The organism is Nostoc sp. NZL, assembly GCF_015714705.1.
In the GTDB taxonomy this organism is placed as follows: domain Bacteria; phylum Cyanobacteriota; class Cyanobacteriia; order Cyanobacteriales; family Nostocaceae; genus Nostoc; species Nostoc foliaceum_A.
The window spans coordinates 25807-48530 of sequence record NZ_WBKL01000194.1 but is presented as its reverse complement, the minus strand read 5'-3'; the positions used below and the strand labels follow the sequence as shown (position 1 = coordinate 48530).

Genomic DNA, 22724 nt, shown 5'->3' with positions numbered 1-22724 from the left:
TGAACGCTGATAACTCATAACTGATAACTGTTAATGTACGGATAAGCCAGTCATGAGCCTTTGTATCAATCCCGTTTGCCCTAAACCAAACCATCCGAATAATCATCAAAACCGCTTTTGTCAAAGTTGTGGTTCCCATTTGGAATTGCTAGGGCGTTATCGGGTGATGTGCCTGTTGAGTGACAAAACAGGGTTTAGTAAAGTTTATGAAGCATACGAACAAGATACCCCTAAAATCCTCAAGATACTCAAAGACGATCTATCAAGCGATGCCAAAGCAGTAGAACTATTTCAGCAAGAAGTAACTGTATTGAGACAACTCAAGCATCCTGGCATTCCCAAAGAGGATAGTTACTTCCAGTATCAAACCCGAAATGGTTTAGTGTTGCATTGCATTGCAATGGAAAAAATCGATGGGTACAACTTAGAAGAGTGGCTAAAGCAGCAACAGCAGAATTACCCTATTTCACAGGAACAAGCTTTGGCCTGGTTAAAACAATTGGTAGAAATTTTGGATTTAGTGCATGGTCAACAGTACCTGCATCGAGATATTAAGCCATCTAATATCATGATTCGATCCTCCCTTGGGAAGGGTTGGGGGGATTTAGTACTGATTGATTTTGGCACCGCCACAGAAATTGACAGAACCTACCCAGACAAACTCAACAACAGCGACGGGATGACAGCACTGATGTCATCTGGCTACAGCGCTCCAGAACAAATGAATGCTCAAGCAGTACCGCAATCAGATTTCTTTGCCTTGGGACGCACTTTTGTATTTTTACTCACGGGATACCATCCTTTAGATATGTATGATGTCCAGCAAAATTTGTTGCACTGGCAAAATCATGCCATCCATATCTCACCCTTACTATTGAATTTAATTGATTGGCTCACAGCACCGGATATAGAAAAGCGTCCTGCAAATACTCAGGAGATTTTACAACGCCTAGAAGAAATTGAAACCCAACTAATAGAAACTACTGCTGAAAACATTAATTTATTAGATGATTGTAAAATTGAGGAATTGCCAGCACTAATTACTAAAACTTCATTATCTCCACAGAAACAGACAGAAGAAGTACCACTACTGGCATTTTTTGTAGCCCTGTTAGTCATATTAGGATTACTTAGTATAGTGGTATTAGCAACGCGGACATCAAAATTTTCTGTGAGGCAAAATTACGGTCAATCTCCACAAAAAAAAGGTAATATTGATTATTTTCCTTATCAAGAAGGTAGGGATAGTCAGGGGAAGGTAGCCGAATTTAATATAGCTGTTTTATCACTAGAATATAAATGGCTTTTAGGTAGCAATTTTCAAATTAAATATAATGATGAAATTATTAGTCTAGACCTTTTAAAGTTGAACTTAGAACAGGAAGGTATACAGAAGATAATGGAAGATCCTAGTGAGATTATTTCTGTAGGCACAGTTTCTTGTAAAGGTAATATAGCAGTTCAACAGCGAATGTCTTTAGAACGTTCCAAACAAGTACAACTTTTAGTGAAAAATTTATTTATTAATACACCAAGTGTCAAAGGCTATCGTATATTAAATTTGGGACAATTTCAACGGAGTGATTGTCAGGCAAATCAGGATTTAACTAAATATCAGAAAAGTATTATAATCATTGGTGTTAAAAAACAATCAGCAAGTGTAATTATTGATGAGGCATTACGGGATAGGTTAGAGAAGAAGCCTTTTGCTGATTTTAAGTTAGAAGATTATTCTTTGGGGACGGCAGAAAACTTTAAGACGATACCAAGTAATTTAGAAAATCTCTAGCATTGTAAATCATGCTCCCATCCCAGAATACCGCTTCAAACCCGCACGCCACAGCAAACGATTCGCACCCAAAAACACTAATATCCATCCCACCATTGACCCAAATCCTCGCCCTATATCCACGGGTAGCCCTACCAAAAGACTCGCAGGAAAATCAATCAAATAGGGAAAAGGCGTAAACATCACTATTTTCTGCACAGGTTCTGGAAAGACCTCTAAAGGTGCTATCAAACCAGATAAAAATAGATAAAATAACAACCAAAAATTTTCTAAAGCGCTAGCCCGTTCTGTCCAAAAGGCGAACATGGCAAAGGTGTACTGAATCGTAAACCGCAAAGCAAAAGCTAGCACCGCCGCCAATGTAAACAGCAAAAACCTACTCAAACTTGGTAACCAAAAAGCCTGGGGATAAAGAATAAAAAATAATCCCACTAGTAGAAAAGCAAACGTTAGCCGAGCAAATCTTTCAGAAATATGACTCGCAACATGATGCCATACGGGGTCGAGTGGTTGTAGCAACTTGGGCGAAAGCCTGCCTTCTACTACCTCTCTTTCAAAGTCCCAAATTACCCAAGCAACTGTTAATTGTCTAACAATGAAAACTGTGATAAAGTAACGAGCAAAATCCACAGGTGATAGTCCAAACTGTCCTCCTTGTGCTGCCTGTATCCAGATACCCATAAGGATAATCGGCAAAGAGCCAGCCAAAACCCATAAGATTAGTTCTGCTCGATACTCAACCATATAGGCGTAGTATACTGACAGCAAAGTTAAGGCTTTTCTGATTATCTGCTTCATTTATTCACTTCCCGCTACAAAAATTATCCAGAATTCTCCACTCTTGTACAGACGCGATTAATCGCGTCTGTACTACACGACACCCGCCTGAAAAACTCGTCCAATCACTTCTTCCACAGGCGGTTCGGTAACTGTTAAATCAATTACCTCTAAATCCGTCAAAATCTGAGAAACCGTGCGGGTGAGCGCCTCTCTTGACACCATAAAATGCACCGATCGCCCTTCTAAGTGTTGCACATCACCATAGGTCATAAGTTTTTCTATCGGTAGAGGTTGGGCTAACTCTATATGAACTTCTCGGTAAGGGGCAAAACGTTCTAGTAGTCCATCTAAACTACCGTCATACATCAGCCTTCCTTGGTGAATCAACAGCACTCGCTGACACAAAGCTGTGATATCAGCCATGTAATGACTCGTCAACAGCACTGTAGCTTGATAACGCTGATTGTAGTCGCGCAAAAAATCGCGCACCGCCACCTGAGCATTTACATCTAGTCCCAGCGTTGGTTCATCTAGGAATAATACGTGAGGACGGTGCAAAAGTGCTGCTAGCAATTCCGCTTTCATTCGTTCACCCAAAGATAGCTTCCGCACTGGTTGGGTAAGTTTGCCTTCTAGGGAAAGCATCTCTGTTAGTTCTCCCACCCGCCGCTGGAACTCTTTATCAGAGATGTTGTATACAGCAGCATTAATTCTCAAAGAATCCAGCGCTGGTAAGTCCCAAATTAGCTGCTGCTTTTGCCCCATTACCAAGGTAATTTTTTGCAAAAATGCTTCTTTCCGATGAAACGGAATTTGTCCAGCTACTTGAACTTTACCGCTAGAGGGATGAATCAACCCCGTGAGCATTTTGAGTGTGGTTGTTTTACCAGCACCATTTGGGCCCAAAAACCCCACTACTTCACCAGGAGCAATTTCAAAGGAAACATCCTGAACTGCTTGAATTGTGCGGTAGGTGCGGCGAAAAAAGTGGGTGATTGTACCTTTAATACCCGGACTTTTAACTGCCACTGGATAAGATTTACTTAGCTTTTCAGCAATGATGATTGACATATTTTTTATATTAGAACCACAGATGTACACGGGTAAACACACATAAATCATGATGTTGATTGCTATTTTTCTGTGGTTCCAAATACTAAAGTAGGTATTTTTGCCAGTGACATATGATGATTTCCTGTGGTGGGCATTACTCAGGCACAACACATAGACTTTAGCGTAAACGTCCCGATCGCAATGTACTAATAATTAACCACAAACCCAATAAACTAGCGACGGCAAAGAGGATGGTGCTTAAAAAAGATAGCTGAGTTGTCTGCGCTCTGGTGGAAATAATTGCTGCACCCATAATCAGCGAACCCACTAATATACTAAAAGATAGTCGGTTAGCCGCATCGTCCATAGTGCGCCGCACGCCATCTAACCCCCGCAGCGATAGATTCCACTGTAAGGTTTCTGAGGTAACTCGGTCTAATAACAGTTCTATTTGACGGGGAGATTGGAGAGAGAGACTTTTAATATCTAGGGCTGTTCTGAGGAGCGATCGCACTGGATTATCGCCTAGTAACTGCCGACGAAACAAGTCTGTAATTAATGGTTTTACTTCATCAAAAAAGTTAAGCTCCGGGTTGAATGTCCGCGCTACACCCTCTAAATTTGCTAGGGTTTTGGCATACAAACCCATATTGCTAGGTAATCTAATTTTGTTGTTGCGGGCAACTTGTAAAACTTCATAAATTATCTGACTGAAGTTTATTTGCGTGAGGCTGACGTTGTGATACTTTCGCAACATGCGATCGTAATCATTTTCTAACCGCGACAAAATTACTGGTTGGGCAGAATCTGATAGCTGCAAAGTTAACTGAGCGCACCTTTGAGCATCTAAATCAACGATCGCTAACAACATCTCTGTTAATATCTGCTGTGTGCGGGGATCAAGTCTTCCCACCATGCCACAGTCTAAGAGGGCAACACGACCATCTTTGAGATAAAACAAGTTCCCTGGATGGGGATCAGCGTGAAAAAAGCCATCTATATATAGTTGCTGAAAAAATACCCGAAATAACAAAGTAGTTATTTCTTTACGCTCTACATCAGGATCTTTACCATTATTGTTGTTGTTTAAATCTGCCGAGAGGAACGGCACCCCATCCAGCCATTCCATCACCAGTAATTTTTCTGTGGTCAATTCCCAGTTAATTTCCGCAACCACTATTTGCGTGGGATCAAACCAACGACTTTTAGATAAGTTGCGCCGCAGTTGGTCTGTAAAACCCGCTTCCCGTGTAAAATCCAACTCGGCTTCTAGAGCTTTGGTAAATTCTTCGGCGATGGATTTGATTTCATAGGTTTGCCCAAACTCAGTCCGCGCCACTAAATCAGCAATACCTTGAATTAAAGCAATATCTTGGGCAATTGTAATATCAATTCCCGGACGTTGCACTTTCAGAGCGACTTCTCGACCGTCTGCTAATGTAGCTCGATGTGTCTGAGCAATTGATCCTGCTGCAACTGGGATCGGGTTAATTGTGCTGAAAGTTTCTGCCAGAGAGAGTTTTAGTTGTTTGCGGATGACTACTTCTACCTCTGACCAGGGAACTGGTGGTACTTCGTCTTGTAGAGTTGATAGTTCCTCAATGTAGGCAGCACTCAGTAAATCTGGACGCGTAGAAAGTAGCTGACCGAGTTTTACGTAGACTGGGCCCAAATCTATCAGGATATTTTTTAAAACCGCAGGTGTAGGTAGCTGGGGTTCATCAGCTTTGCCACCAGTGAGTAACCTTCGCATATAGTCCCAGCCATTGCGAAGGAATACTTCAAGAATTTCTCGTTGACGGGGAACAGTTTGGGTGAGGAACATTTTTGTAAAGAACTGCAAAGATGCAGAGGAGTTAAAGAGGTAAACAGCAGGGGATGACAATACAACGGAAGTCGGCTCTAGCTTTACTGCTTGTTAAAGTTTTGCTAGCTGCGGCACAGTCTTGAAATCTTTTTATGGATGATTGTACGGCTTCGTGGAGCTTTTGCTCACTCAGCATCCGTTTGACGTAATTAGAGCAGGAATCCCCACCATGTAATAAGCGATGGGAACAACTAAATCCTTTGGACGGAGAAATATATTTTTGATAGGCAGTAATAGAATCGATGGCCATTGTTTTGGCGAGAGGCTCAAAGCTAATAATGTCCATAACTGTCAGATAAAATAACAGACAGTCAAGTTATAATAGGAAAATAGACTTTTTCGCCTCTGCCAAGGGTTTTAATTTTTACAGCAGGTCGGTAAATCGGGAATCGCTTTGAAGAATTTTGAGGATCTGCTTAATTTCCTGGGTACGTTCTTTTTTAACAACGAGAGTGACATTGCGATCGCGCACAATCACCACATCCTCTAAACCAATTGTAACAACTACATCTTCTGGATTTGAGGCGTAAATAATAGCGCCCTGCGTGTCCAACCCTACGTGAGTAGCGAGTTCTACATTGGGATTTTCCTCTTTCTTCAGTAAGCGTTCGATCGCATTCCAATCTCCTAAATCATCCCAACCAAAATCAACTGGCAAAACGTATGCTAGAGTTGTCTTTTCCATTAGCGCATAGTCTATACTCTTCTTAGGCAACTGGGGATAGATATCAGGACCATGTTGTTCTAAAGGTTCGATAATTTCTGGAGCATGGGTATGTAGTTCCTTGAGAACAACCCCTGCCCGAAAAACGAACATTCCACTATTCCAGCTAAAGCGTCCCGTAGATAAAAAAGTCTCTGCCGTTTCTCGGTCGGGCTTTTCAGTAAAGCGGTTGACGTGATAAGCTGGCAACTCATTAAAGCTACCTATTTTTTCACCTTGTTCAATGTAGCCGTAACCGGTTGATGGAAAAGTAGGCTTGATCCCCAGTGTAACGATCGCTGCTGTGCTTGCTGCCAGTTGCGTAGCCGCGCTTAATGTGTGTGCAAACGCTTTTTCGTCAGCAATCCAGTGGTCAGCAGGGAAAAAGCCAATAACAGCGTCTTCTCCATAGCGCTGTTTGATTTCTAAACTTGTCCAAGCAACGGCTGCGGCAGTGTCTCTGCCTTCCGACTCAATCAATAAGTTCTGAGATGGTAGATCAGGTAATTGTTGTCTTACCCCTTCAGCTATCTGACTAGAAGTAATCACCCACAAGGAATCCCACCCCGTTCGGGTTCGCCAGTCGCTCATGGGGGAAACCCCCAAGACCGCGCTGGACTCACCGCCACCGAGTTCTATCAATCGATCGGCGGTTGCTTGTAATAAACTTCTAGAGCTACCATCAAGACTTAAAAATTGCTTGGGTCGGTCTTTGCGGCTCAGGGGCCAAAAACGTTCACCTTTACCACCAGCAAGGATTACGGGGAACAATAAAGTATTCATGTTGTCATACACGCCTACCGAAGAACATTACAAGTTTACAGTGAGCTTTTCCACTGGCAATATTTGTAGCTTGCATTAACATACTTTTAGGGAGTGGTTGAGTGGGGAGATAATTGTGATAAAACAAGTCGAATGGTCGGAAAATCCGGTGACATCTCAACAAGTAGCATTTGAAAATGAGGTGCGATCGCAGCAACTTCAACGAACGGAAAATCAAGTAACACCTGCACCAGTAGCCGACTCAGAGGAGGAGGAGGTCGAACTAAACCCGCCAGCGAATCCCAACCGTAGCGTCGTCGAATCTGTTGGTGCGATTCCCAATGAGCTTTACGAGAGACTGGGTTTAACCATGCCTCGATGGCTGTTATGGATCATGACGGTTGTCATCGGCATTACCTTATCTGGGTTGCTGGTATCAACCTTAGCCCTTTGGACTCCGTTGTGGAGCAACCTAGATCGAACAGATGAAGATTTAGGAACTGCTAAAGACGAGGTAAAAATACCACTACCAGGAGAGTTATGGAGCAAACTTTCCCAGTACCAGCTTTCACGACCGATGAATATTTTAATTATGGGGATTGAACCAGTCAGCGGTACTGTTGATGGTTCTCCAGAAAGCTTTGCTGGGAAAAGCGACTCCATGCTGCTAGTACGGCTTAACCCTAGTGAAAAATCTGTACGGGTGCTTTCCATTCCCAGAGATACGATGATTGCTATCCCCGAAAAGGGAGAAAAGGGATTAACTAAGGTATCTGATGCCAATGCCCAAGGCGGCCCAGTCTTGGCAGCACGGGTAGTTAGCCGTACCTTAAACAACGCCCCAATCCATCGCTACATCCGTATTTCTACCAGCGGCTTACGGCAGTTAGTCGATCAGTTAGGCGGAGTAGAAGTCTTTGTTCCCCAATCAATGGAATATAAAGACTCCAGCAGTCGGCTGTCAATTAATTTAGTCAGTGGCTGGCAAACCCTCAACGGCGAACAAGCAGAACAGTTTGCCCGGTTCCGCGAACCAGGTTTGGGAGATTTGCCGAGAGTGCAGCGTCAGCAAGCACTAACAGCAGCATTGCTGCAACGCTTAAATAGTCCTACCGTCTTACCCAGGTTGCCTCAATTAACTCGCTTGATGCGAAAATACTTTGATACCAACCTGAAGATGGAAGAAATGATGGCGTTGGTGAACTTCGGTCTCAACTTAGATCGGGATAATTTCCAAATGACCGTGTTGCCTGGTACGTTTAGCCGTTTTAGCAAAGACCCGGACAGCTATTGGCTGAACATGACAGGACAACAGAGCCTGTTGAATGATTATGTTGGGGTAAATGTACCTGGTCTGAAACCAGATATGCGTCAGGTTCCTAACCTCAAAATTGCTATTCAAAATGCCTCCAATCAACCTCAGCTAACTGAAAAAGTTATTGCTTATCTGAAACAGAAAGGCTTTACTAATATTTACAAAGTGCCTGATTGGCCAGATACCCAACGTCAAACTCAGATTGTTGTCCAAAAAGGCAACCGACGAGTTGGAGTTGATTTGCAAAAAGTCTTAGGCTTGGGTCAAATAGAAGTGTCGGCGATTGGTGATTTAGAATCTGATCTCACAATTCGGATTGGTAAAGATTGGAAATAGCCAAGAGTCATTAGTCATTAGTCATTAGTTATTGGTTAAATGACAAAGCGCAAAGTCTGAGCGGAGGAAACCTCCGCTCAGAACTTTGTAAGAGAGGACTAATGACAAAAGACTACTCAGAAATAATAAAGTTATGAAAAAGATTTTATTGCGCTTTTTGAGTTTGATTGCGATTTTGATACTAGCATGTTTGTGGATAATACTTAATCCCAAACCGGCTTTTGCTCAAATCAACACAATCAACTACAACAATATAAATTTAGAAAATCGTGACTTCTCGAATGCTGATTTGGCAGGTGTGACTTTTGTAGCAGCAGAAATGCGGGGGACAAATTTTCAAGGGGCGAATTTAACCAACGCAATTCTCACTAAAGGAGTTTTATTAAAAGCAAATCTGGAAGGTGCGAACTTGAGCGGGGCTTTAGTCGATCGCGTCACTATGGATGGTGCTAACCTGAAAAATGCCATTTTTACAGAAGCAACTTTGACCCGCAGCCGTTTTTTTGATGCCGAAATTACAGGCGCTGATTTTACCGACGCTTTGATTGATCGTTATCAAGTGTCGTTAATGTGTGAAAGAGCGGATGGCGTAAATCCGGTTACAGGTGTGCCAACGCGAGATAGTTTAGGTTGTAAGTAAAGAACCTCAGCGTTAAGCCTAAAAACAAAGACATTTTACCGAAAAAATGGAAAATCAAGCTTTTTTATTAGGCTATGTATTATTAATTATCAATTTGATTTTAATTTGGTATTTGCTCAGAGGTAAAAACCTAAAAATTCATGAGCAAAGTGTCTGTGTATAGAATACTTAACCTTTGAGTAAAGTATTCCCTTGGTAGCATATTCACTGATTACCTAGTCTAAGTACTAGGGAAGATTTATCATGAATTGCTAAAAAAGCTTTGGCTAACTGGTAGATAATTGGGGCAGAAAGCTATAGCTAGAAGCATGGAAACCAAACAGCTAGGAAAAACTGGTGTCTTTGTAAGTGCGATCGGTTTGGGTGGTATGCCCATGTCAATTTCTAATCGTCCTCCCGAATCAGAATCAATCCAAGTGATTCATCATGCTCTGAATCTGGGTATTACATTTATTGACACTGCCGACGCTTACTGCAAAGATGAGTCAGATAAGCACCACAACGAGCGACTAATTCACAAGGCGCTTACTAGTTACAAAGGCGATATTAGCCAAGTAATTGTGGCAACTAAAGGCGGTTTAATGCGTCCCGATGGAAACTGGACAAGCAACGGCAATCCAGAACATCTGCGCCAAGCAATTAGAGTCAGTTTTGAGGCGTTGGGTGGTGCTAAACCTATCGATGTTTGGCAATACCATTCTCCCGATAATAATTACACCATTGAGGAATCCCTTACACCTGTGAAAGAGGCAGTGGAGGCAGGTTTGATTCGGTTTGTGGGAGTTTCTAACTTTTCCGTTGAACAAATTAAACGGGCACGGGACGTGGTAGATATTGTCTCGGTGCAAAATCAATACAGCCCTTGGCAACGACAGCCAGAAAATGACGGTGTGTTGAAGTATTGCGAACAGCAAGGATTGACCTTTTTGCCTTGGAGTCCCTTTGGTGGTAGGCGTCGCCATCAGGGCTTGCAAGATATCCCTGCGATCGCTCAGTTAGCTAAAGAAAAAGGCGTGTCAGTGTATAATATTGTCTTGGCGTGGTTGCGTTCCAAGTCGCCCGCTATTTTGCCAATTCCTGGTGCTAGCAAGGTTTTCAGCATTGAAGACTCAACACGTGCTATCAATGTGAAACTATCTGATGAAGAAGTGCAAAAAATTGATGGGGCAACCTAATTATTTTACTAGCTAATGTAGATGTGGTAGAAGTTGCCTAAGATTTCCGTGGCTTGTTTAGCTGCATAAACTATTGTTAATCTTACAAAAAGACGCAAAGATACTAAGAAATTTTGTGCGTCTTTTTGTATTCATGCGAGACTATTATCGAAAGTAATTAATCTAAAATTTATGCAGCTAAATTCTGTAATCGATAGGTTAAAGCAGAGGTTAAGAGTGTTTGCAGTTCTGCTGCTAGCTTCCCAATTCATCTGGCAAAATCCAGGAGATGCACAGCCTCAGCCAAATACGCAACTTCTGCCGTTTTTTGATAATGTAAATAACCCAGTTTCTGTTCGTTTTCCCGGAGGACAACAGGTAGATATTACACCACCTCCACCGCTGCTAAATTCTTTTGACAAAGCTGTACTAAAACTCTGCGGCCCTATTGGTACGAGAGTTAGTTCTAATAATTTTAAACAATTGTTATCTTATTACCCAGATGTGTTGCAGAAACTTCAGCAAGCTAGCGGTGGTGAACTTCGTCCGGGACGTAGGAATAAAGCACAATTTCTCGAAGATTTAACAAATATTTGGTTCAAACGGCGGGGGTTTGAACATATCTTTTGTGGCGAAATATATAACGCCGATGATATTGGTGGTTTACATTTCTATGGCAGATATTTACAGTTACAAAATGAAGGAATAGGCGGACGTTTGCCAAATAATCAAGGACGAGAGGAAGTTATTCCTAATGTAATTTATACAATGGGTGTAGTAATTAAACAGAAAAATCGTACAGTAACAGATGTCATTAAAGGCTATGGCTACCTCAGCAATGCCGAAGAAATGCTTTTAGATGCCACCAAAATATTTAAACTCCAAGGCAACAATGAGGAAGCATGTATTTATAATGTGCGTGATCGAGAAACAGGAAAATTATTCCCTACTGTTTTTGTCAGTAAAGAAAAAGCGATCATTACCTATTATCCCGATGCTACTCCTCAAGGTGCAAAATGTAAAAGTTAAAATTTATAGATCGCCTACACTATAGCGGTTCTCATTTACGTGAGGTACACCCGTAGGGGCACAGCATGCTGTGCCCTACACCTTGCGATATAATGTTGTACCGCATCTAAGTGGGAACCGCTATAAGCTTATAAATAAAAGACATGATATTAGAAACACACCGCTTGCTAATGCGTGACTTTGTAGAGGCAGATTGGCAGGCGGTTTTTGCTTATCAATCTGATTCTTTGTACTTGCGTTACAACTATTGGACGCACCGCACAAAGAACGATGTGTGTGAGTTTATCCAGATGTTTATTGATCAGCAAAAAGAGCAACCAAGAACAAAGTTTCAGTTAGCTATTGTCCTTAAAGAAGAAAATCGGCTTATTGGTAATTGTGGTATCCGTGTAAACGACCCGGAAATGCAGGAAGCAAACATCGGCTATGAACTAAATACTCAGTATTGGGGACAAGGTTATGCAACAGAAGCAGCACAATCCATTTTAAAGTTTGGCTTTGAAGAACTGGGAATGCATCGTATCTGGTCTTGGTGTGTTGCAGAGAATGTTGCTTCTGTAAAAGTATTAGAAAAAATTGGTATGCGTCGTGAAGGTCATCTGCGGGAAAAAGAGTTAATCAAAGGCAGATGGTACGACAACTTTCTTTACGCTATCCTTGACCACGAGTGGAAAGCAAAGTAATACTGCTTCTATGAGCTACCTCAGAGACAATATCATAAATTCCTGAGAAATTGAGGGTAAGACAACTTCCGAGGGTCACAGACATGACCAACACTATCCTCAATTTCCAAACAGCTACCGGACACGAAATTTTAGCAGCAGCGGGTAAAAAATATCTGCGTCCTGGTGGACGAATAGCCACAGAGAAATTATTTCAGTGGGCAAACTTTCAGCCTGGAGAGACAGTTTTAGAACTAGGTTCTAGCTTTGGTTATAGTGCGATCGCTTTAGCAAAACGCTACCATGTGAAAGTAGTAGGCGTTGAAAAAAATCCTGATAGTGTAGCTTGTGCGCGTGCTAATATCTGCGCTGCTGGGTTAGAAAATCAAGTCGAAATCATTGAAGGTAATATTTTTAACCTAGAGGCAATCCCAGGAAAGTTTGATTATGTATTGGCAGAAGCCATTCTTACAATGCAATCGCCATTGGGAAAAACCAAGCTTTTAGCTGAAATTCACAATCGACTCAAACCGGGAGGTAAATTTCTCTCCCATGAACTATTAGCTTGCGACAAAGAAGAACAAATTCATGCTGATTTAGCACGAGTAATTCGAGTTAATTCTACACCACTGTCAGAATCCAACTGGATGACGGCTTTTGCAACAGCAGGATTGCAAGTGCAGAAATGCCAAACTGACTCAATGAATTTATTGAATTTAAAACGGATATTTCAAGATGAAGGCATCTTTAATACGACTCGGATTCTGTGGAATATATTGACGCAGAGAGCTATCCGCAAACGGGTTTTAGAGATGTATCAAGTTTTTCATAAATACCAACACGAATTAGGCTACATAGTTTTGTGTGCTGTTGCTAGCTAACATAATTTATTCCCAAAACCATCGCCTGATAAATACCGATAATCTTTGAATGATTATCAGCCTTTGTTTACGAATCATAATCTTAAAATACTATGACAAATTCAATCACAACTACCCCATCTATGATTACTCAACTACGAGAACAAATTGAATACCCCAGTGCGGGAGTTCTCAGCAAAGTATTGTTGAAAGATAATGCTTGTCAATACACTCTATTTTGCCTAGCAGCTAACACTGATATTTCTGAGCATACCTCTACTCGGAACGCCACTATCAACGTCATCGCAGGCAGAGGTTTACTTACTTTATCTGGAGAAAACATCATCCTTAAACCTGGTGTTTTTGTCTTTATGCCTGCTAACGCACCCCATGCCTTAAAAGCTGAAGAGAACTTGACATTTCTGCTCACTCTTTCTGAGAAAGTCGCAGAGAGTAATTAGTTATTTATGGAGTCTGGAAATATGCGATCGCTACTTTTCACTTTCACTCAAAATTTAAATCTTTCTAAAACTCAGTTGGAACAAATACTATCAAAACCTCTAACTGAAGTTCTAAATTCGCCTGAATTGCAGCAAGAACTAAACAGCTTAGATATCAATTTGCTTAAGGAAACTTTACCCACAGCAGGAGAAGTTTTAGCTAAGGAATTACCACCTTTCTACAACTGGCTAAAAAATGAGTTGGGAGTCAAGCGGGTTCCTGATAGTCCTGATCACACAACAACATGGGTAATTGGTTTTGTCAATAATCAAGAAAGTTTAACTCATTTAGTTGACTTACACCGACCATTGCCTCGTCCGGCTTTAGAAGCTTCTATCCCCCGCTTGGTAGGGATGTTTGCAGGTGTCGAAGACGCGCAAGTTCGGCAGGAATGGCAAAAAGCGATCGCAGCTCTATGTCTAGTTCTAGTTGTTGCTGCACGTGAACAAGATAGAGCAGCTGTAGAAGTCTGATAACTGTTTACAGAAAATTAAGCTTATGAAACCTGCGGAGGCAGGTTTTCTTTATGTAACCGCGAATTGTATTCGTTAGATTCTCTAATCTATATCTCCAGAAGCGATTGCATCTAATTTCTCCGCATCAAGTATTGTAATCTTCCCACCCCGACTATAGGCAATTATTGACTTGAGACTTTTAATTAAACGCACACATTCTTCGTAAGTAATGCCACTACTCCGAGCCATCCGATAATAAGATAATTTGGCTTTTAAACACTCACCTTGTGGACTTGATTCAGTTCCAGATACAGCAGCAAAATATTGAATTAACCTAGCAAGGCGAACAATAGCTCTTTCAGAAACTAATCCGTGAACTGTTTCATGCAATTGCTGAATTCGACTGTTAAAAACCATCAGCATTCGTAACGCGATTTCAGGATTTTGCCCAATTGCTTTTAATAAAGCATCTCGCTCTACAGTGAGAATCTCGCAATCAGACTCAGCAGTGACAGTTGCCGGAGAAATTCCATTTCCTAACAAAGCAGGAGCCGCAAAAATTTCTCCAGCAGCTAGGGCGCGTAAAATTGTTTCTTTCCCCGTTGTTGCTGTTTTGGTAACTTGAATTGATCCACTGACAACAGCATAGAGTTTAGCTGGTAAGCGATCACCCTCATGCAAAATAATCTCTCCTTTGCTATGGCGTTGCACCTGAGTGTAAGGTTGCAAACTTATCTTCTCTGCTGTTTCTAAACCTGCAAATACAATAATTTGCGAAAGTTGTTCCAGGGATGCTTGCATGATTAGCCTTATATTGCAAAGGCTGGACGATGATGAATCCAAGGGTTAGCCGCTTCTAATTGGGCTGCTAGGCTGATGAGTGTGGCTTCAGCGGCAGGTTTACCAATTAGCTGCACACTGATGGGTAAACCCTTACTATCAAAGCCTACAGGGATTGCGATCGCGGGTTGTCCAGTTGCATTCGCAGGTGGACAAGGGGCAACCCATTGAATAATATTTTGGAATGTCTCTTCTGGATTCAGGGAAGCCCATTCCCCAACCAGGATGGGTGAATGTAGATAAACTGGCAATACCAGCACATCCACGGTATCGAAAAACGCCACAATCTGCCGTGCCACTATCTGCATTTGGGAAACTGCTTGAAGATACTCAGCAACAGAACCTGTGCGTGCAAATAGCCAGCGATTCAATGGCTGCATAACTTCAACAGGAAGTCCCGAAGCAGCTACCCCAGCTTGCCAAACGATTTGAAATGGTTCAACTAAACCACTAAAATCTGGAGATTTATGTTCAACTTTGTGTCCGAGTTGTTCTAATAACTCAACTGTTTGGCGGACACCTTGCTGACAGTTGGCATCAGCTTCTCCCAAAGGAGAAATAGTAGTGTCAAAGGCAATTCGCAATGCACCGAGTTTTGTCTGAGTGGCGGCGAGAAATGATGGTTCAGGATCAGGCAACCAGTAAGGATCGCCTGTGACATAGCCAGATATAGTATCTAAAAGGGCAGCAGCATCAGCCACGGTGCGGGCGATCGGACCGTTGGCGGCAATTCCAGCAAGGCGTTCGCCTACGGGTGCTTTACTCACCCTGCCTCTTGATGGTTTGAGTCCCACCAAACCACAACAAGCCGCAGGCCCCCGAATCGAACCACCGCCATCAGAACCTTGAGCGATCGCACACAATCCTGCTGCTACCGCCGCCGCTGCGCCACCACTGGAACCGCCAGGGGTGTATTCTAAATTCCACGGATTTCTGGCTGGGGGAAAACCCGTAGGTTCGCTGTATGGTAATGAACCTAATTCGGAAGTGGCTGTTTTACCGAGAATAGTAAACCCAGCTTGTTTAATCCTTGCCACAACGCCATCATCATAGTTAGAGATATTGTTAAGTAATGCTGGATTTCCATAAGTACAGGTAACACCCGCTACAGCATTGAGGTCTTTAATGGAAATTGGCACCCCAAAAAATGGCGGTAGTTCTGAGGTAGTTGTCAATAATTCTGTTTTGGCTTTGGCATCTGCGATCGCTAGTTCTGCCGTCACCGTAAAATAACTTCCTAATTGGGGATTTAACTGCCCAATCCGTTCTAAATATATTTCCACCAACTCTAGTGGTGATACTTCCCGGCGACGGATTAATTGTGCCAACTCTAGTGCTGGGGTAAATGCTAAATCAACTTCATTCATACGTCAGTGAATGGGTAATTTTGTCTTTTTGTGGGATTTGAAATGTGAAATTGTTACTTTAGCAGGATTTCCGGGAACTATACATTTTATAGCTCCTGAGATTTGTCACTCAACTAGGATGCTCAGATGCAACAGGCGTGTTTACGTTCTTACTCAAGCCATTTTAATTGTTTCGCATAAACTTTCGACAAATCCCTAAGGGGTATTTATGGCTAACCTAGAAATACTTGTTAGTGAATTGCCAACACTAATTCAGAGTCTAAAACTGAATATTGGCGATTCTAATGAAATCATGGAACAAATTATCCTGACCAATAATGCTCAGGAACAACTACGAAATACTAAAAAAATAATTGTTCAGGAATTGGGATTTGAGAATATCAAAAATTCTGCGATCGCTACACTTCCTCGAATAGCTACAATCCCTAGTTTCTTGATACCTGTTGGATTAGTAGATCCAGCCATAGCAGATAAGTTTGGCAACTCAAAAACTAAAATTTCTTTAGCTGATTTAAAATCAAAAATCGATGTATGGATTGAATGGGGTTATTTTTTGCAGGCAATAGCTGCTGATATTCTCAGTGATGTTCAGTTGGTAAATCAATTAAATTCTGATAATAATCATCTCAGCATCTGCGCCCAATTTCAAGTTATTGCTGAAAGCTTAAAAATTAACTTAGTCTTTGAAAATTCTCAAGTTTTAGAACGGCAAATTCAAAAAATTAGCAATTCTCAAAATGAATTGTTCCAGTTAAAACAAAAGTTAAATTATATTTTTGATACTATTAAAAATAGTCATAATTTATTAAACATTTTATTAGGTGTGTCTGCTTTTTGTGGTAAATCTGGCTTTGCCTTAGAGTGGTTAGATGATGATCACGAATTAATTATATCTAGTGATGGCAAATTCCAAGAATTGACAGATATTCTTAATGAGTGTGATTTTTTCCAAGAACAAATTGCAACTTTAATTATCCAGGGTGATACTTTAAAAGAACAGGCAGAACAAGCCCTGAAAAAGATTAAGCACGAAAGTAGTAAAGAACCAATTATTAGCCAGCATGTAGAAATAGTACCAAAGTTTTCCACACAAAAAATAGTACGTTTAGCTTTACTCATAGCCTCAAGTTTATTAATCTTAGGTTTTGCTGGTTGGAAAATTAAAGAGCAAAGTCTACAATCGCAGCAGATGAGTCTAAGTTTAACTCAAGAAAGAAGTGCCATTACTAACTTTAAATCTGCTCAAAAGCTCGGAATGGAAGCTGCTTCTCTGGTTCAAAATCCACCGCATTTTTTAAAGGTATGGCAACAAGCAGAAACTAAATGGCATCAGGCAATAAAATTATTAGATAGCATTCCTGTTGAAACATCAGTTTATGACCGAGCAAAGAAGAAATCGGCTTACTATCGGATTAACTATAAATCTATCAATCAAAGAGTCTTAATTGAAAAGAAAGCCTTAGCCAACTTAGAATCAGCCCAAAAGTTAGCAATTGAAGCTAATTTATTTGTCCAAAATCCACCTCATCCGCTACTAGTTTGGCAGCAAGCACAAGACAAATGGCAACAGGCAATCAAGTTGTTAGAAGCGATTCCAGAGAAAACTTCTGTCTCTATACAAGCTAAAGAAACACTTGTGATTTATAAAACTAACTATGCGGCTATCAGGCAAATAATCCAGAACTAAAAACAATTACAAGATTTCTAATTTCTCTAATAAGTTACGAATCCGAGCCTTTCGATTTTTGTAAAAAAATAAAGAGGCAAATCGCCCTTTTTTGACGCTTCACCTCTCTTAACAACAGATAATTACAACTAATAATTACAGCTTAGAACGGTCAGTTAAAATCTCATAACCGGTCTCTGTTACCAACACTGTATGCTCAAATTGAGCCGACAAAGAATTATCCACAGTGACTGCTGTCCAACGGTCAGATAATGTCCGGGTGTGTCTAGAACCTGCATTTAAAATTGGCTCAATTGCCAGCGTCATTCCCGCACGGAGTTTAACATTTGGCATCTCACGGGTACGATAGTTGAATACTGAAGGTTCTTCGTGCAGATTACGACCAACACCGTGTCCTGTAAATTCTTCGACTATACTAAAGCCGTTAGATTTAACATAATCCTCAATTGCTCCAGCTAGGTCAAGCAGGTATACACCAGCCTTTACTTGTTCAATGCCTTTATATAAAGCTTCTTCTGCTACGCGAATTAATTTAGCAGCTTCTTGCGTCACTTCACCGACAGCAATTGAAATGCAAGAATCACCATGAAAGCCTTGGTAATAAGCGCCCGTATCTACTTTTAATACATCCCCCACACGAATCACTTTCTTGGGACTAGGAATACCATGCACTGCTTCATTATTAATGCTAGAGCAGATAGAACCAGGAAAACCGTGATATCCTTTAAAACTAGGCGTTGCACCCATTTCGCGGATGCGTTTTTCTGCATAAACATCCAAATCAGCCGTTGTCATTCCTGGCTTTACTAACTCGGAAATTTCTTTTAGAACAGTTGCTACAATTGTCGCTGATTGCCGCATGATTTCAATTTCACGCGGCGATTTGATTTCAATTCCTCGGCGTTGCTTTTTCGCAGGTGCAGGCTGAGTCGCTTGAGAAAGTAAGTTACTGAAAATGTTCATGGGAAATTAATAATTACTGGTGGCTCTAGCGCTGAAGTATTAATGCTTTCTCTAGATTACTTGAGAAATAATATCTATAATTTAAGTTATTTTAATCCCAAATAGGGATTCTTCCAGTTTAGCCGCTAACGTATATATAATAACACATTGCCTACTTTTAATGTGTTGGACTTCAATCTAAATTGCCCTAACTTATTTTCCACTGCACACTATGGTATTTAGCTCAATTAACTTTAATTTAAACATTAGATCGCTGCTAAATACTGAGTCGAATAATTTTTAATTCTTGATGGCAATCTCTCCAGTCATGCCTGCTTCCGTATGTCCTGGTATTGGACAACGCAAGCCATAAGTGCCAGATTTCAGGGGCACAAATACCCATTCTGCCTCAGCACCAGGCTTGAGTTCCAGTTCGTGAATGGCTCCTTTAATTTCTACTTTGCCTGCTTCAACTTTTTGTGTCCAGATACCATCGGCAAAATCTTTAGCAGTAAAATAGTGCTTCAGTTGGCTGGGATTGGTAAGCTTTAGTTGATAGCGTTTGCCGGCCTCGAATTCCAAATGATTTGGCTCAAATTTGAGTTCGTTAGCCGAATTACCCAAGCTAACTCTAATTTCTGTGGCTGGTTGCTTGAGCAAATCGTCAGACAAATTTGCTGCCATTGCTGGAGTCGCAGCAATGAAATTTAGAGCTAGGAGCAACGTTAATATCACGTAGTTCCGCCGTAATATTTGCCGCCAAACAGTAGTTGGAAAAGCAAGCAATGTAATTACAATTTGGTATAAATGGTTGTAAGTTTTCATTGGTAGTTCTCAAAAGGCAATGCTGATGAGCAGGAACAATTAATAGGTAGCGGGAAAAACTACTTTATATCTTGCACCTGCCCACTTCCCGCCAGAGAATTTATTCTCTGGCTCATAGCGCAAATCCACTCAAGTGGACTCCAATCCTTATTCACTCTTCTTTAGAAGACTAGCCTCAGAATTCATTCTGAGGCAGTTGTTGGGACTGGTGCAAGTTCTGAGTTTACCCATTCTTTATATTATCCATGCCCAGTGCCCATCTCTACCTAATGCTTTTCTCTGCTAACACAGATGGCCCAGCAGTAACGACTACGATTTGATCTGGGCGGAGTAACTCACGAGCCGCTTTATTAACTTGCTCAAGAGTGACTTTTTGGATTTTTTGAGTGAAGGAGTACAATTCTAATTTGTCGAGTTCATACACCTCATTCATCAGAATTCTATGTGTTAATTCCTCTGGGTTTGCCAGCAAAACGTTGTAGTTGCTGACGAGGGTGCGTTTAGCTGTTTCTACTTCCAGTGCAGTGACACCTTGTTGATGGATTTGCTGTAGCATCTGGCGGGTACTAGCGATCGCTTTACTGCTATCTTCAGGACTAGTTTGCATTTCTATCAAAAATGTGCCTGCATTCTTCCCGGCTTGGAAGGAACTATAAATTCCATAGCTCAAACCTTGGCGATCGCGCACTTCTGCACCCAGTCTACTAGATAGGGTATCGCCTCCCAAAATCTGGTTCAATACTAAGGCTGCGTGAAACCGAAAATCATAACGGTTAATGCCTGTGTAACCCATATATGTAACGGCTTGGGCTTTACCTGGTAAAACTGGGTTGACACTGACTATTTTCTCCGGCATTGGCACTGTGGGATATTTTAATGTGGGTGCTTGGCCGCTAACTTCCCAGTTACCAAACTCATTTTTAATGAGCGATCGCACTTTGTCCAGATCAAAATCTCCCACCAGCGCAAGCACTGTCGTATCTGGACGATAATGTTTAGCTTTGAAATCAATCACATCTTGGCGCTGAATCTGCTGTAAACTCTCCTCTGTGGGAAAGGTGTGTAAGGGATGTTTTTTCGGGTAAATTGACTGAACAAATACTCTTCTAGCTACTTCTGATGGTTCATCTAATTGCAGCTGCAAATCAGTTAAAGTTTGTTGGCGATGCAATTCCAATTCTTTGACTGGAAAGGTACTATTTTTCACAACATCAGCCAATATCTCAAGGAGTATCGGCAAATCCTCTGCTAAACTATCACCCTCAATTCGCACACCTTCGCGGTAGGCTTCAAAGTCTAAACTCGCCCCTCGTTCTGCCAAAGCTTTGGCAATAGTTAAGACATTCTTGCTCTTAGTGCCATTTAGCAAATTCTCTGCCACAAAAGCAGCCAGCCCAGCTTGATTATCTGGATCAAATTCCTTTCCGGCTTGAATGTGACCGCTCAAGGTAACGGTGGGAGTACTATGATCTGGTAACAGTAAGATCCGCAGTCCGTTGGTAAATTTAAATTCCTGTGGTAATACTTGTGCAATCGCATCTGTAGCCAAATCCACAGGCGGTAAGTACTTCCCCACCTCAGAAGGAAGCACAGGTGCGCCAGGAGAAAAATTCTCTGTAGTTTGGGCTGAGTCTGGTTTATCAATAACCTCTGTTATCAGCTTCTGGGTTGGTTCAAAAAAGCCTACTTTCCTGGCTTCTTTGGTAAGGTATTTGTTAATGACAGCAACGACATCCGTCGGCTTCACCAGACGGACAGCAGCCAAATAACGGTCTGTGTAGCGATAATCACCAGCAGTGGTCTCATCATTGCCCAATTGCATTCCTTGAGAAGTGATATCACGGTTACTCAAAATTACATCTGCTGTTAATTGGGTTTTAGCTCGTTCAACTTCCTCAGATGTCACGCCTTTTTCTGCTACATTGGCGATCACACTACTCAACACTGAGTCAATTTTTTTCAAATCTTGTTTAGAACCAGCCATCACCAACACCTCATACCAGCCAGATTCTCGCAGACTGGTAACTGATGCTGTTAATTCACTAGCTAAACCTGATTCCACCAATGCCTGATAAAGTCTAGAATTCCGTCCCTCTGTCAAGATGTAATCCATTACATCCAGCGCAGGCACATCCGGTTGATTTGCATCCGGTAGTGGGTAAACCGCCTGCAACAGCCGCCCTGCTCCCGCTTCTCGCAATATTATGGGAGTGCTGTTAGCGGTAGCGGGGCGTTTAGCCCGTGCTGAGTAACGAGTGCTGAGTGATGGAGATGAGGAAGAAATAACTCCTGCCCCCTGCCTCCTGGGTAATTTACCAAATACCTCTTTAACTATTTCCAGGGTATTTGCAGTTTGAAAATCTCCAACAATTACTAAAACGGCATTATCGGGACTGTAAAAATTGCGGTAATATTTTTCTACCTGCTCAACTTCAAATTTCTCGACATCAGCTTTGGTTCCACCTACAGGCAACCCATAAGCATGATTGGGAAACACCGCTTGCATGACGGCACGGTTGAGGCGATATTCTGGACTATTTTCGTAACCCTGCAACTCGGAAATTACTACCCGCTTTTCACTCGCCAGTTGTTCTGGCTCAATCTGGGAATTTTGCATTCTGTCTGCTTCCAGCACTAAGAGCGCTTTTAGCTTGTTTCGTTCCACAGTACCGTAATATGCAGTTTGGTCATAGCTGGTGAAAGCATTGGAATCACTACCTAAAGCACTAAACAAACGACCAAATTGAATCGGACGATTTTTTGTACCTTTAAACATCATGTGTTCCAACTGATGGGCAATGCCATTCACGCCCGGTTCTTCATTACGTGAGCCAACCTTGTACCACACCTGCACCGTCACCACTGGTGCAGTATGTACTTCCTTTGTAAGGATAGTTAGACCATTTTCCAGCACTGTCTTACGGACATTTAGTGTCAGTGTTGAGGGCATTATTCTTTTTGTTAGCAAGGTTGACTGGTATTTTTCTTTATTAGATATGGCTGGATGTTGGCTATGAGCAGGTTGATCGCTTAACAAAAAAACCGCTACTAGCCATAAGCTTAAAAATAATAATGGCAAGGGATATTTATAAAATCTAGAAAATCCATACATGTATTTAGCAAGTATATCTGTAAATTAAGTTACATAGTTATGTTG

General features: G+C 41.6%; 20 protein-coding genes. 10 read left to right on the top strand and 10 right to left on the bottom strand.

All coding sequences use genetic code 11. The features are described from left to right. Positions 1-52: 52 nt before the first annotated feature. On the top strand, positions 53-1789 hold the full coding sequence (locus F8R90_RS28470) for a serine/threonine-protein kinase (protein ID WP_196512771.1): 1737 nt from the start codon (positions 53-55) through the stop codon (positions 1787-1789). A 9-nt stretch (positions 1790-1798) separates the two neighbouring features. Here the strand turns inward: F8R90_RS28470 and F8R90_RS28465 are convergent, their stop codons facing one another. From F8R90_RS28465 to F8R90_RS28445, 5 genes are all read right to left on the bottom strand, one after another. Beyond that, positions 1799-2587, bottom strand: a complete 789-nt coding sequence (locus F8R90_RS28465; protein WP_196512772.1) for an ABC transporter permease — start codon at positions 2585-2587, stop codon at positions 1799-1801. Between the two features lie 72 nt (positions 2588-2659). Then, positions 2660-3640: an ABC transporter ATP-binding protein gene (locus F8R90_RS28460; RefSeq protein WP_190901481.1), complete on the bottom strand. Its 981-nt coding sequence runs from the start codon at positions 3638-3640 to the stop codon at positions 2660-2662. A 160-nt stretch (positions 3641-3800) separates the two neighbouring features. Then, positions 3801-5447: an ABC1 kinase family protein gene (locus F8R90_RS28455; protein WP_196512773.1), complete on the bottom strand. Its 1647-nt coding sequence runs from the start codon at positions 5445-5447 to the stop codon at positions 3801-3803. A gap of 31 nt (positions 5448-5478) precedes the next feature. After that, the gene (yidD, locus tag F8R90_RS28450; RefSeq protein ID WP_196512774.1) at positions 5479-5775 is read right to left on the bottom strand and encodes a membrane protein insertion efficiency factor YidD; all 297 of its coding nucleotides are present in this window, start codon (positions 5773-5775) and stop codon (positions 5479-5481) included. Positions 5776-5853: 78 nt separating this feature from the next. Beyond that, positions 5854-6975, bottom strand: coding sequence for a mannose-1-phosphate guanylyltransferase (locus F8R90_RS28445; RefSeq protein ID WP_196512775.1), 1122 nt, complete (start codon positions 6973-6975; stop codon positions 5854-5856). Between the two features lie 115 nt (positions 6976-7090). On the opposite strand from F8R90_RS28445, the gene F8R90_RS28440 reads away from it, so the two are divergent. From F8R90_RS28440 to F8R90_RS28405, 8 genes are all read left to right on the top strand, one after another. Next, positions 7091-8605, top strand: a complete 1515-nt coding sequence (locus F8R90_RS28440) for an LCP family protein (RefSeq protein ID WP_196512776.1) — start codon at positions 7091-7093, stop codon at positions 8603-8605. A 133-nt stretch (positions 8606-8738) separates the two neighbouring features. Continuing rightward, positions 8739-9245, top strand: a complete 507-nt coding sequence (locus tag F8R90_RS28435; protein WP_196512777.1) for a pentapeptide repeat-containing protein — start codon at positions 8739-8741, stop codon at positions 9243-9245. A 308-nt stretch (positions 9246-9553) separates the two neighbouring features. Further along, entirely contained in the window at positions 9554-10420 is an 867-nt protein-coding gene (locus tag F8R90_RS28430; RefSeq protein ID WP_196512778.1) for an aldo/keto reductase, read from the top strand. A 171-nt stretch (positions 10421-10591) separates the two neighbouring features. Beyond that, complete coding sequence (locus F8R90_RS28425) at positions 10592-11428, top strand: EndoU domain-containing protein (RefSeq protein ID WP_196512779.1); 837 nt, start codon at positions 10592-10594, stop codon at positions 11426-11428. Positions 11429-11571: 143 nt separating this feature from the next. After that, complete coding sequence (locus F8R90_RS28420) at positions 11572-12111, top strand: GNAT family N-acetyltransferase (RefSeq protein ID WP_230966748.1); 540 nt, start codon at positions 11572-11574, stop codon at positions 12109-12111. A gap of 83 nt (positions 12112-12194) precedes the next feature. Continuing rightward, positions 12195-12971 carry an SAM-dependent methyltransferase gene (locus F8R90_RS28415; protein WP_196512780.1) on the top strand — a complete coding sequence of 259 codons (777 nt, stop codon included), beginning with the start codon at positions 12195-12197 and terminating at the stop codon, positions 12969-12971. A 92-nt stretch (positions 12972-13063) separates the two neighbouring features. Continuing rightward, positions 13064-13411 carry a cupin domain-containing protein gene (locus F8R90_RS28410; protein ID WP_196512781.1) on the top strand — a complete coding sequence of 116 codons (348 nt, stop codon included), beginning with the start codon at positions 13064-13066 and terminating at the stop codon, positions 13409-13411. 21 nt (positions 13412-13432) lie between these two features. Further along, complete coding sequence (locus F8R90_RS28405; protein ID WP_196512811.1) at positions 13433-13924, top strand: hypothetical protein; 492 nt, start codon at positions 13433-13435, stop codon at positions 13922-13924. Positions 13925-14008: 84 nt separating this feature from the next. Here the strand turns inward: F8R90_RS28405 and F8R90_RS28400 are convergent, their stop codons facing one another. Then, positions 14009-14707 carry a Crp/Fnr family transcriptional regulator gene (locus tag F8R90_RS28400; protein WP_196512782.1) on the bottom strand — a complete coding sequence of 233 codons (699 nt, stop codon included), beginning with the start codon at positions 14705-14707 and terminating at the stop codon, positions 14009-14011. An 8-nt stretch (positions 14708-14715) separates the two neighbouring features. Further along, entirely contained in the window at positions 14716-16113 is a 1398-nt protein-coding gene (locus F8R90_RS28395; protein ID WP_196512783.1) for an amidase, read from the bottom strand. 208 nt (positions 16114-16321) lie between these two features. On the opposite strand from F8R90_RS28395, the gene F8R90_RS28390 reads away from it, so the two are divergent. Beyond that, complete coding sequence (locus tag F8R90_RS28390) at positions 16322-17800, top strand: hypothetical protein (protein WP_196512784.1); 1479 nt, start codon at positions 16322-16324, stop codon at positions 17798-17800. Positions 17801-17935: 135 nt separating this feature from the next. Here the strand turns inward: F8R90_RS28390 and map are convergent, their stop codons facing one another. The 3 genes from map to F8R90_RS28375 form a co-directional block, all read right to left on the bottom strand. Next, positions 17936-18763: a type I methionyl aminopeptidase gene (map, locus tag F8R90_RS28385; protein ID WP_196512785.1), complete on the bottom strand. Its 828-nt coding sequence runs from the start codon at positions 18761-18763 to the stop codon at positions 17936-17938. A 279-nt stretch (positions 18764-19042) separates the two neighbouring features. Then, positions 19043-19567 (bottom strand): cupredoxin domain-containing protein, encoded by a 525-nt coding sequence (locus F8R90_RS28380; RefSeq protein ID WP_196512786.1) that lies wholly within the window; start codon positions 19565-19567, stop codon positions 19043-19045. A 262-nt stretch (positions 19568-19829) separates the two neighbouring features. Then, positions 19830-22679: a M16 family metallopeptidase gene (locus F8R90_RS28375; protein ID WP_196512787.1), complete on the bottom strand. Its 2850-nt coding sequence runs from the start codon at positions 22677-22679 to the stop codon at positions 19830-19832. Positions 22680-22724 lie beyond the last annotated feature (45 nt).

What these genes read in the sequence shown, in the direction of transcription:
- F8R90_RS28400 (WP_196512782.1), bottom strand. Translation starts at nt 14,707, where the DNA reads ATGCAAGCATCCCTGGAACAACTTTCGCAAATTATTGTATTTGCAGGT.
- F8R90_RS28455 (WP_196512773.1), bottom strand. Translation starts at nt 5,447, where the DNA reads ATGTTCCTCACCCAAACTGTTCCCCGTCAACGAGAAATTCTTGAAGTA.
- F8R90_RS28405 (WP_196512811.1), top strand. Translation starts at nt 13,433, where the DNA reads ATGCGATCGCTACTTTTCACTTTCACTCAAAATTTAAATCTTTCTAAA.
- F8R90_RS28435 (WP_196512777.1), top strand. Translation starts at nt 8,739, where the DNA reads ATGAAAAAGATTTTATTGCGCTTTTTGAGTTTGATTGCGATTTTGATA.
- F8R90_RS28445 (WP_196512775.1), bottom strand. Translation starts at nt 6,975, where the DNA reads ATGAATACTTTATTGTTCCCCGTAATCCTTGCTGGTGGTAAAGGTGAA.
- F8R90_RS28380 (WP_196512786.1), bottom strand. Translation starts at nt 19,567, where the DNA reads ATGAAAACTTACAACCATTTATACCAAATTGTAATTACATTGCTTGCT.
- F8R90_RS28430 (WP_196512778.1), top strand. Translation starts at nt 9,554, where the DNA reads ATGGAAACCAAACAGCTAGGAAAAACTGGTGTCTTTGTAAGTGCGATC.
- F8R90_RS28470 (WP_196512771.1), top strand. Translation starts at nt 53, where the DNA reads ATGAGCCTTTGTATCAATCCCGTTTGCCCTAAACCAAACCATCCGAAT.
- map (WP_196512785.1), bottom strand. Translation starts at nt 18,763, where the DNA reads ATGAACATTTTCAGTAACTTACTTTCTCAAGCGACTCAGCCTGCACCT.
- F8R90_RS28420 (WP_230966748.1), top strand. Translation starts at nt 11,572, where the DNA reads ATGATATTAGAAACACACCGCTTGCTAATGCGTGACTTTGTAGAGGCA.
- F8R90_RS28415 (WP_196512780.1), top strand. Translation starts at nt 12,195, where the DNA reads ATGACCAACACTATCCTCAATTTCCAAACAGCTACCGGACACGAAATT.
- F8R90_RS28390 (WP_196512784.1), top strand. Translation starts at nt 16,322, where the DNA reads ATGGCTAACCTAGAAATACTTGTTAGTGAATTGCCAACACTAATTCAG.
- F8R90_RS28395 (WP_196512783.1), bottom strand. Translation starts at nt 16,113, where the DNA reads ATGAATGAAGTTGATTTAGCATTTACCCCAGCACTAGAGTTGGCACAA.
- yidD (WP_196512774.1), bottom strand. Translation starts at nt 5,775, where the DNA reads ATGGACATTATTAGCTTTGAGCCTCTCGCCAAAACAATGGCCATCGAT.
- F8R90_RS28425 (WP_196512779.1), top strand. Translation starts at nt 10,592, where the DNA reads ATGCAGCTAAATTCTGTAATCGATAGGTTAAAGCAGAGGTTAAGAGTG.
- F8R90_RS28375 (WP_196512787.1), bottom strand. Translation starts at nt 22,679, where the DNA reads ATGTATGGATTTTCTAGATTTTATAAATATCCCTTGCCATTATTATTT.
- F8R90_RS28460 (WP_190901481.1), bottom strand. Translation starts at nt 3,640, where the DNA reads ATGTCAATCATCATTGCTGAAAAGCTAAGTAAATCTTATCCAGTGGCA.
- F8R90_RS28465 (WP_196512772.1), bottom strand. Translation starts at nt 2,587, where the DNA reads ATGAAGCAGATAATCAGAAAAGCCTTAACTTTGCTGTCAGTATACTAC.
- F8R90_RS28410 (WP_196512781.1), top strand. Translation starts at nt 13,064, where the DNA reads ATGACAAATTCAATCACAACTACCCCATCTATGATTACTCAACTACGA.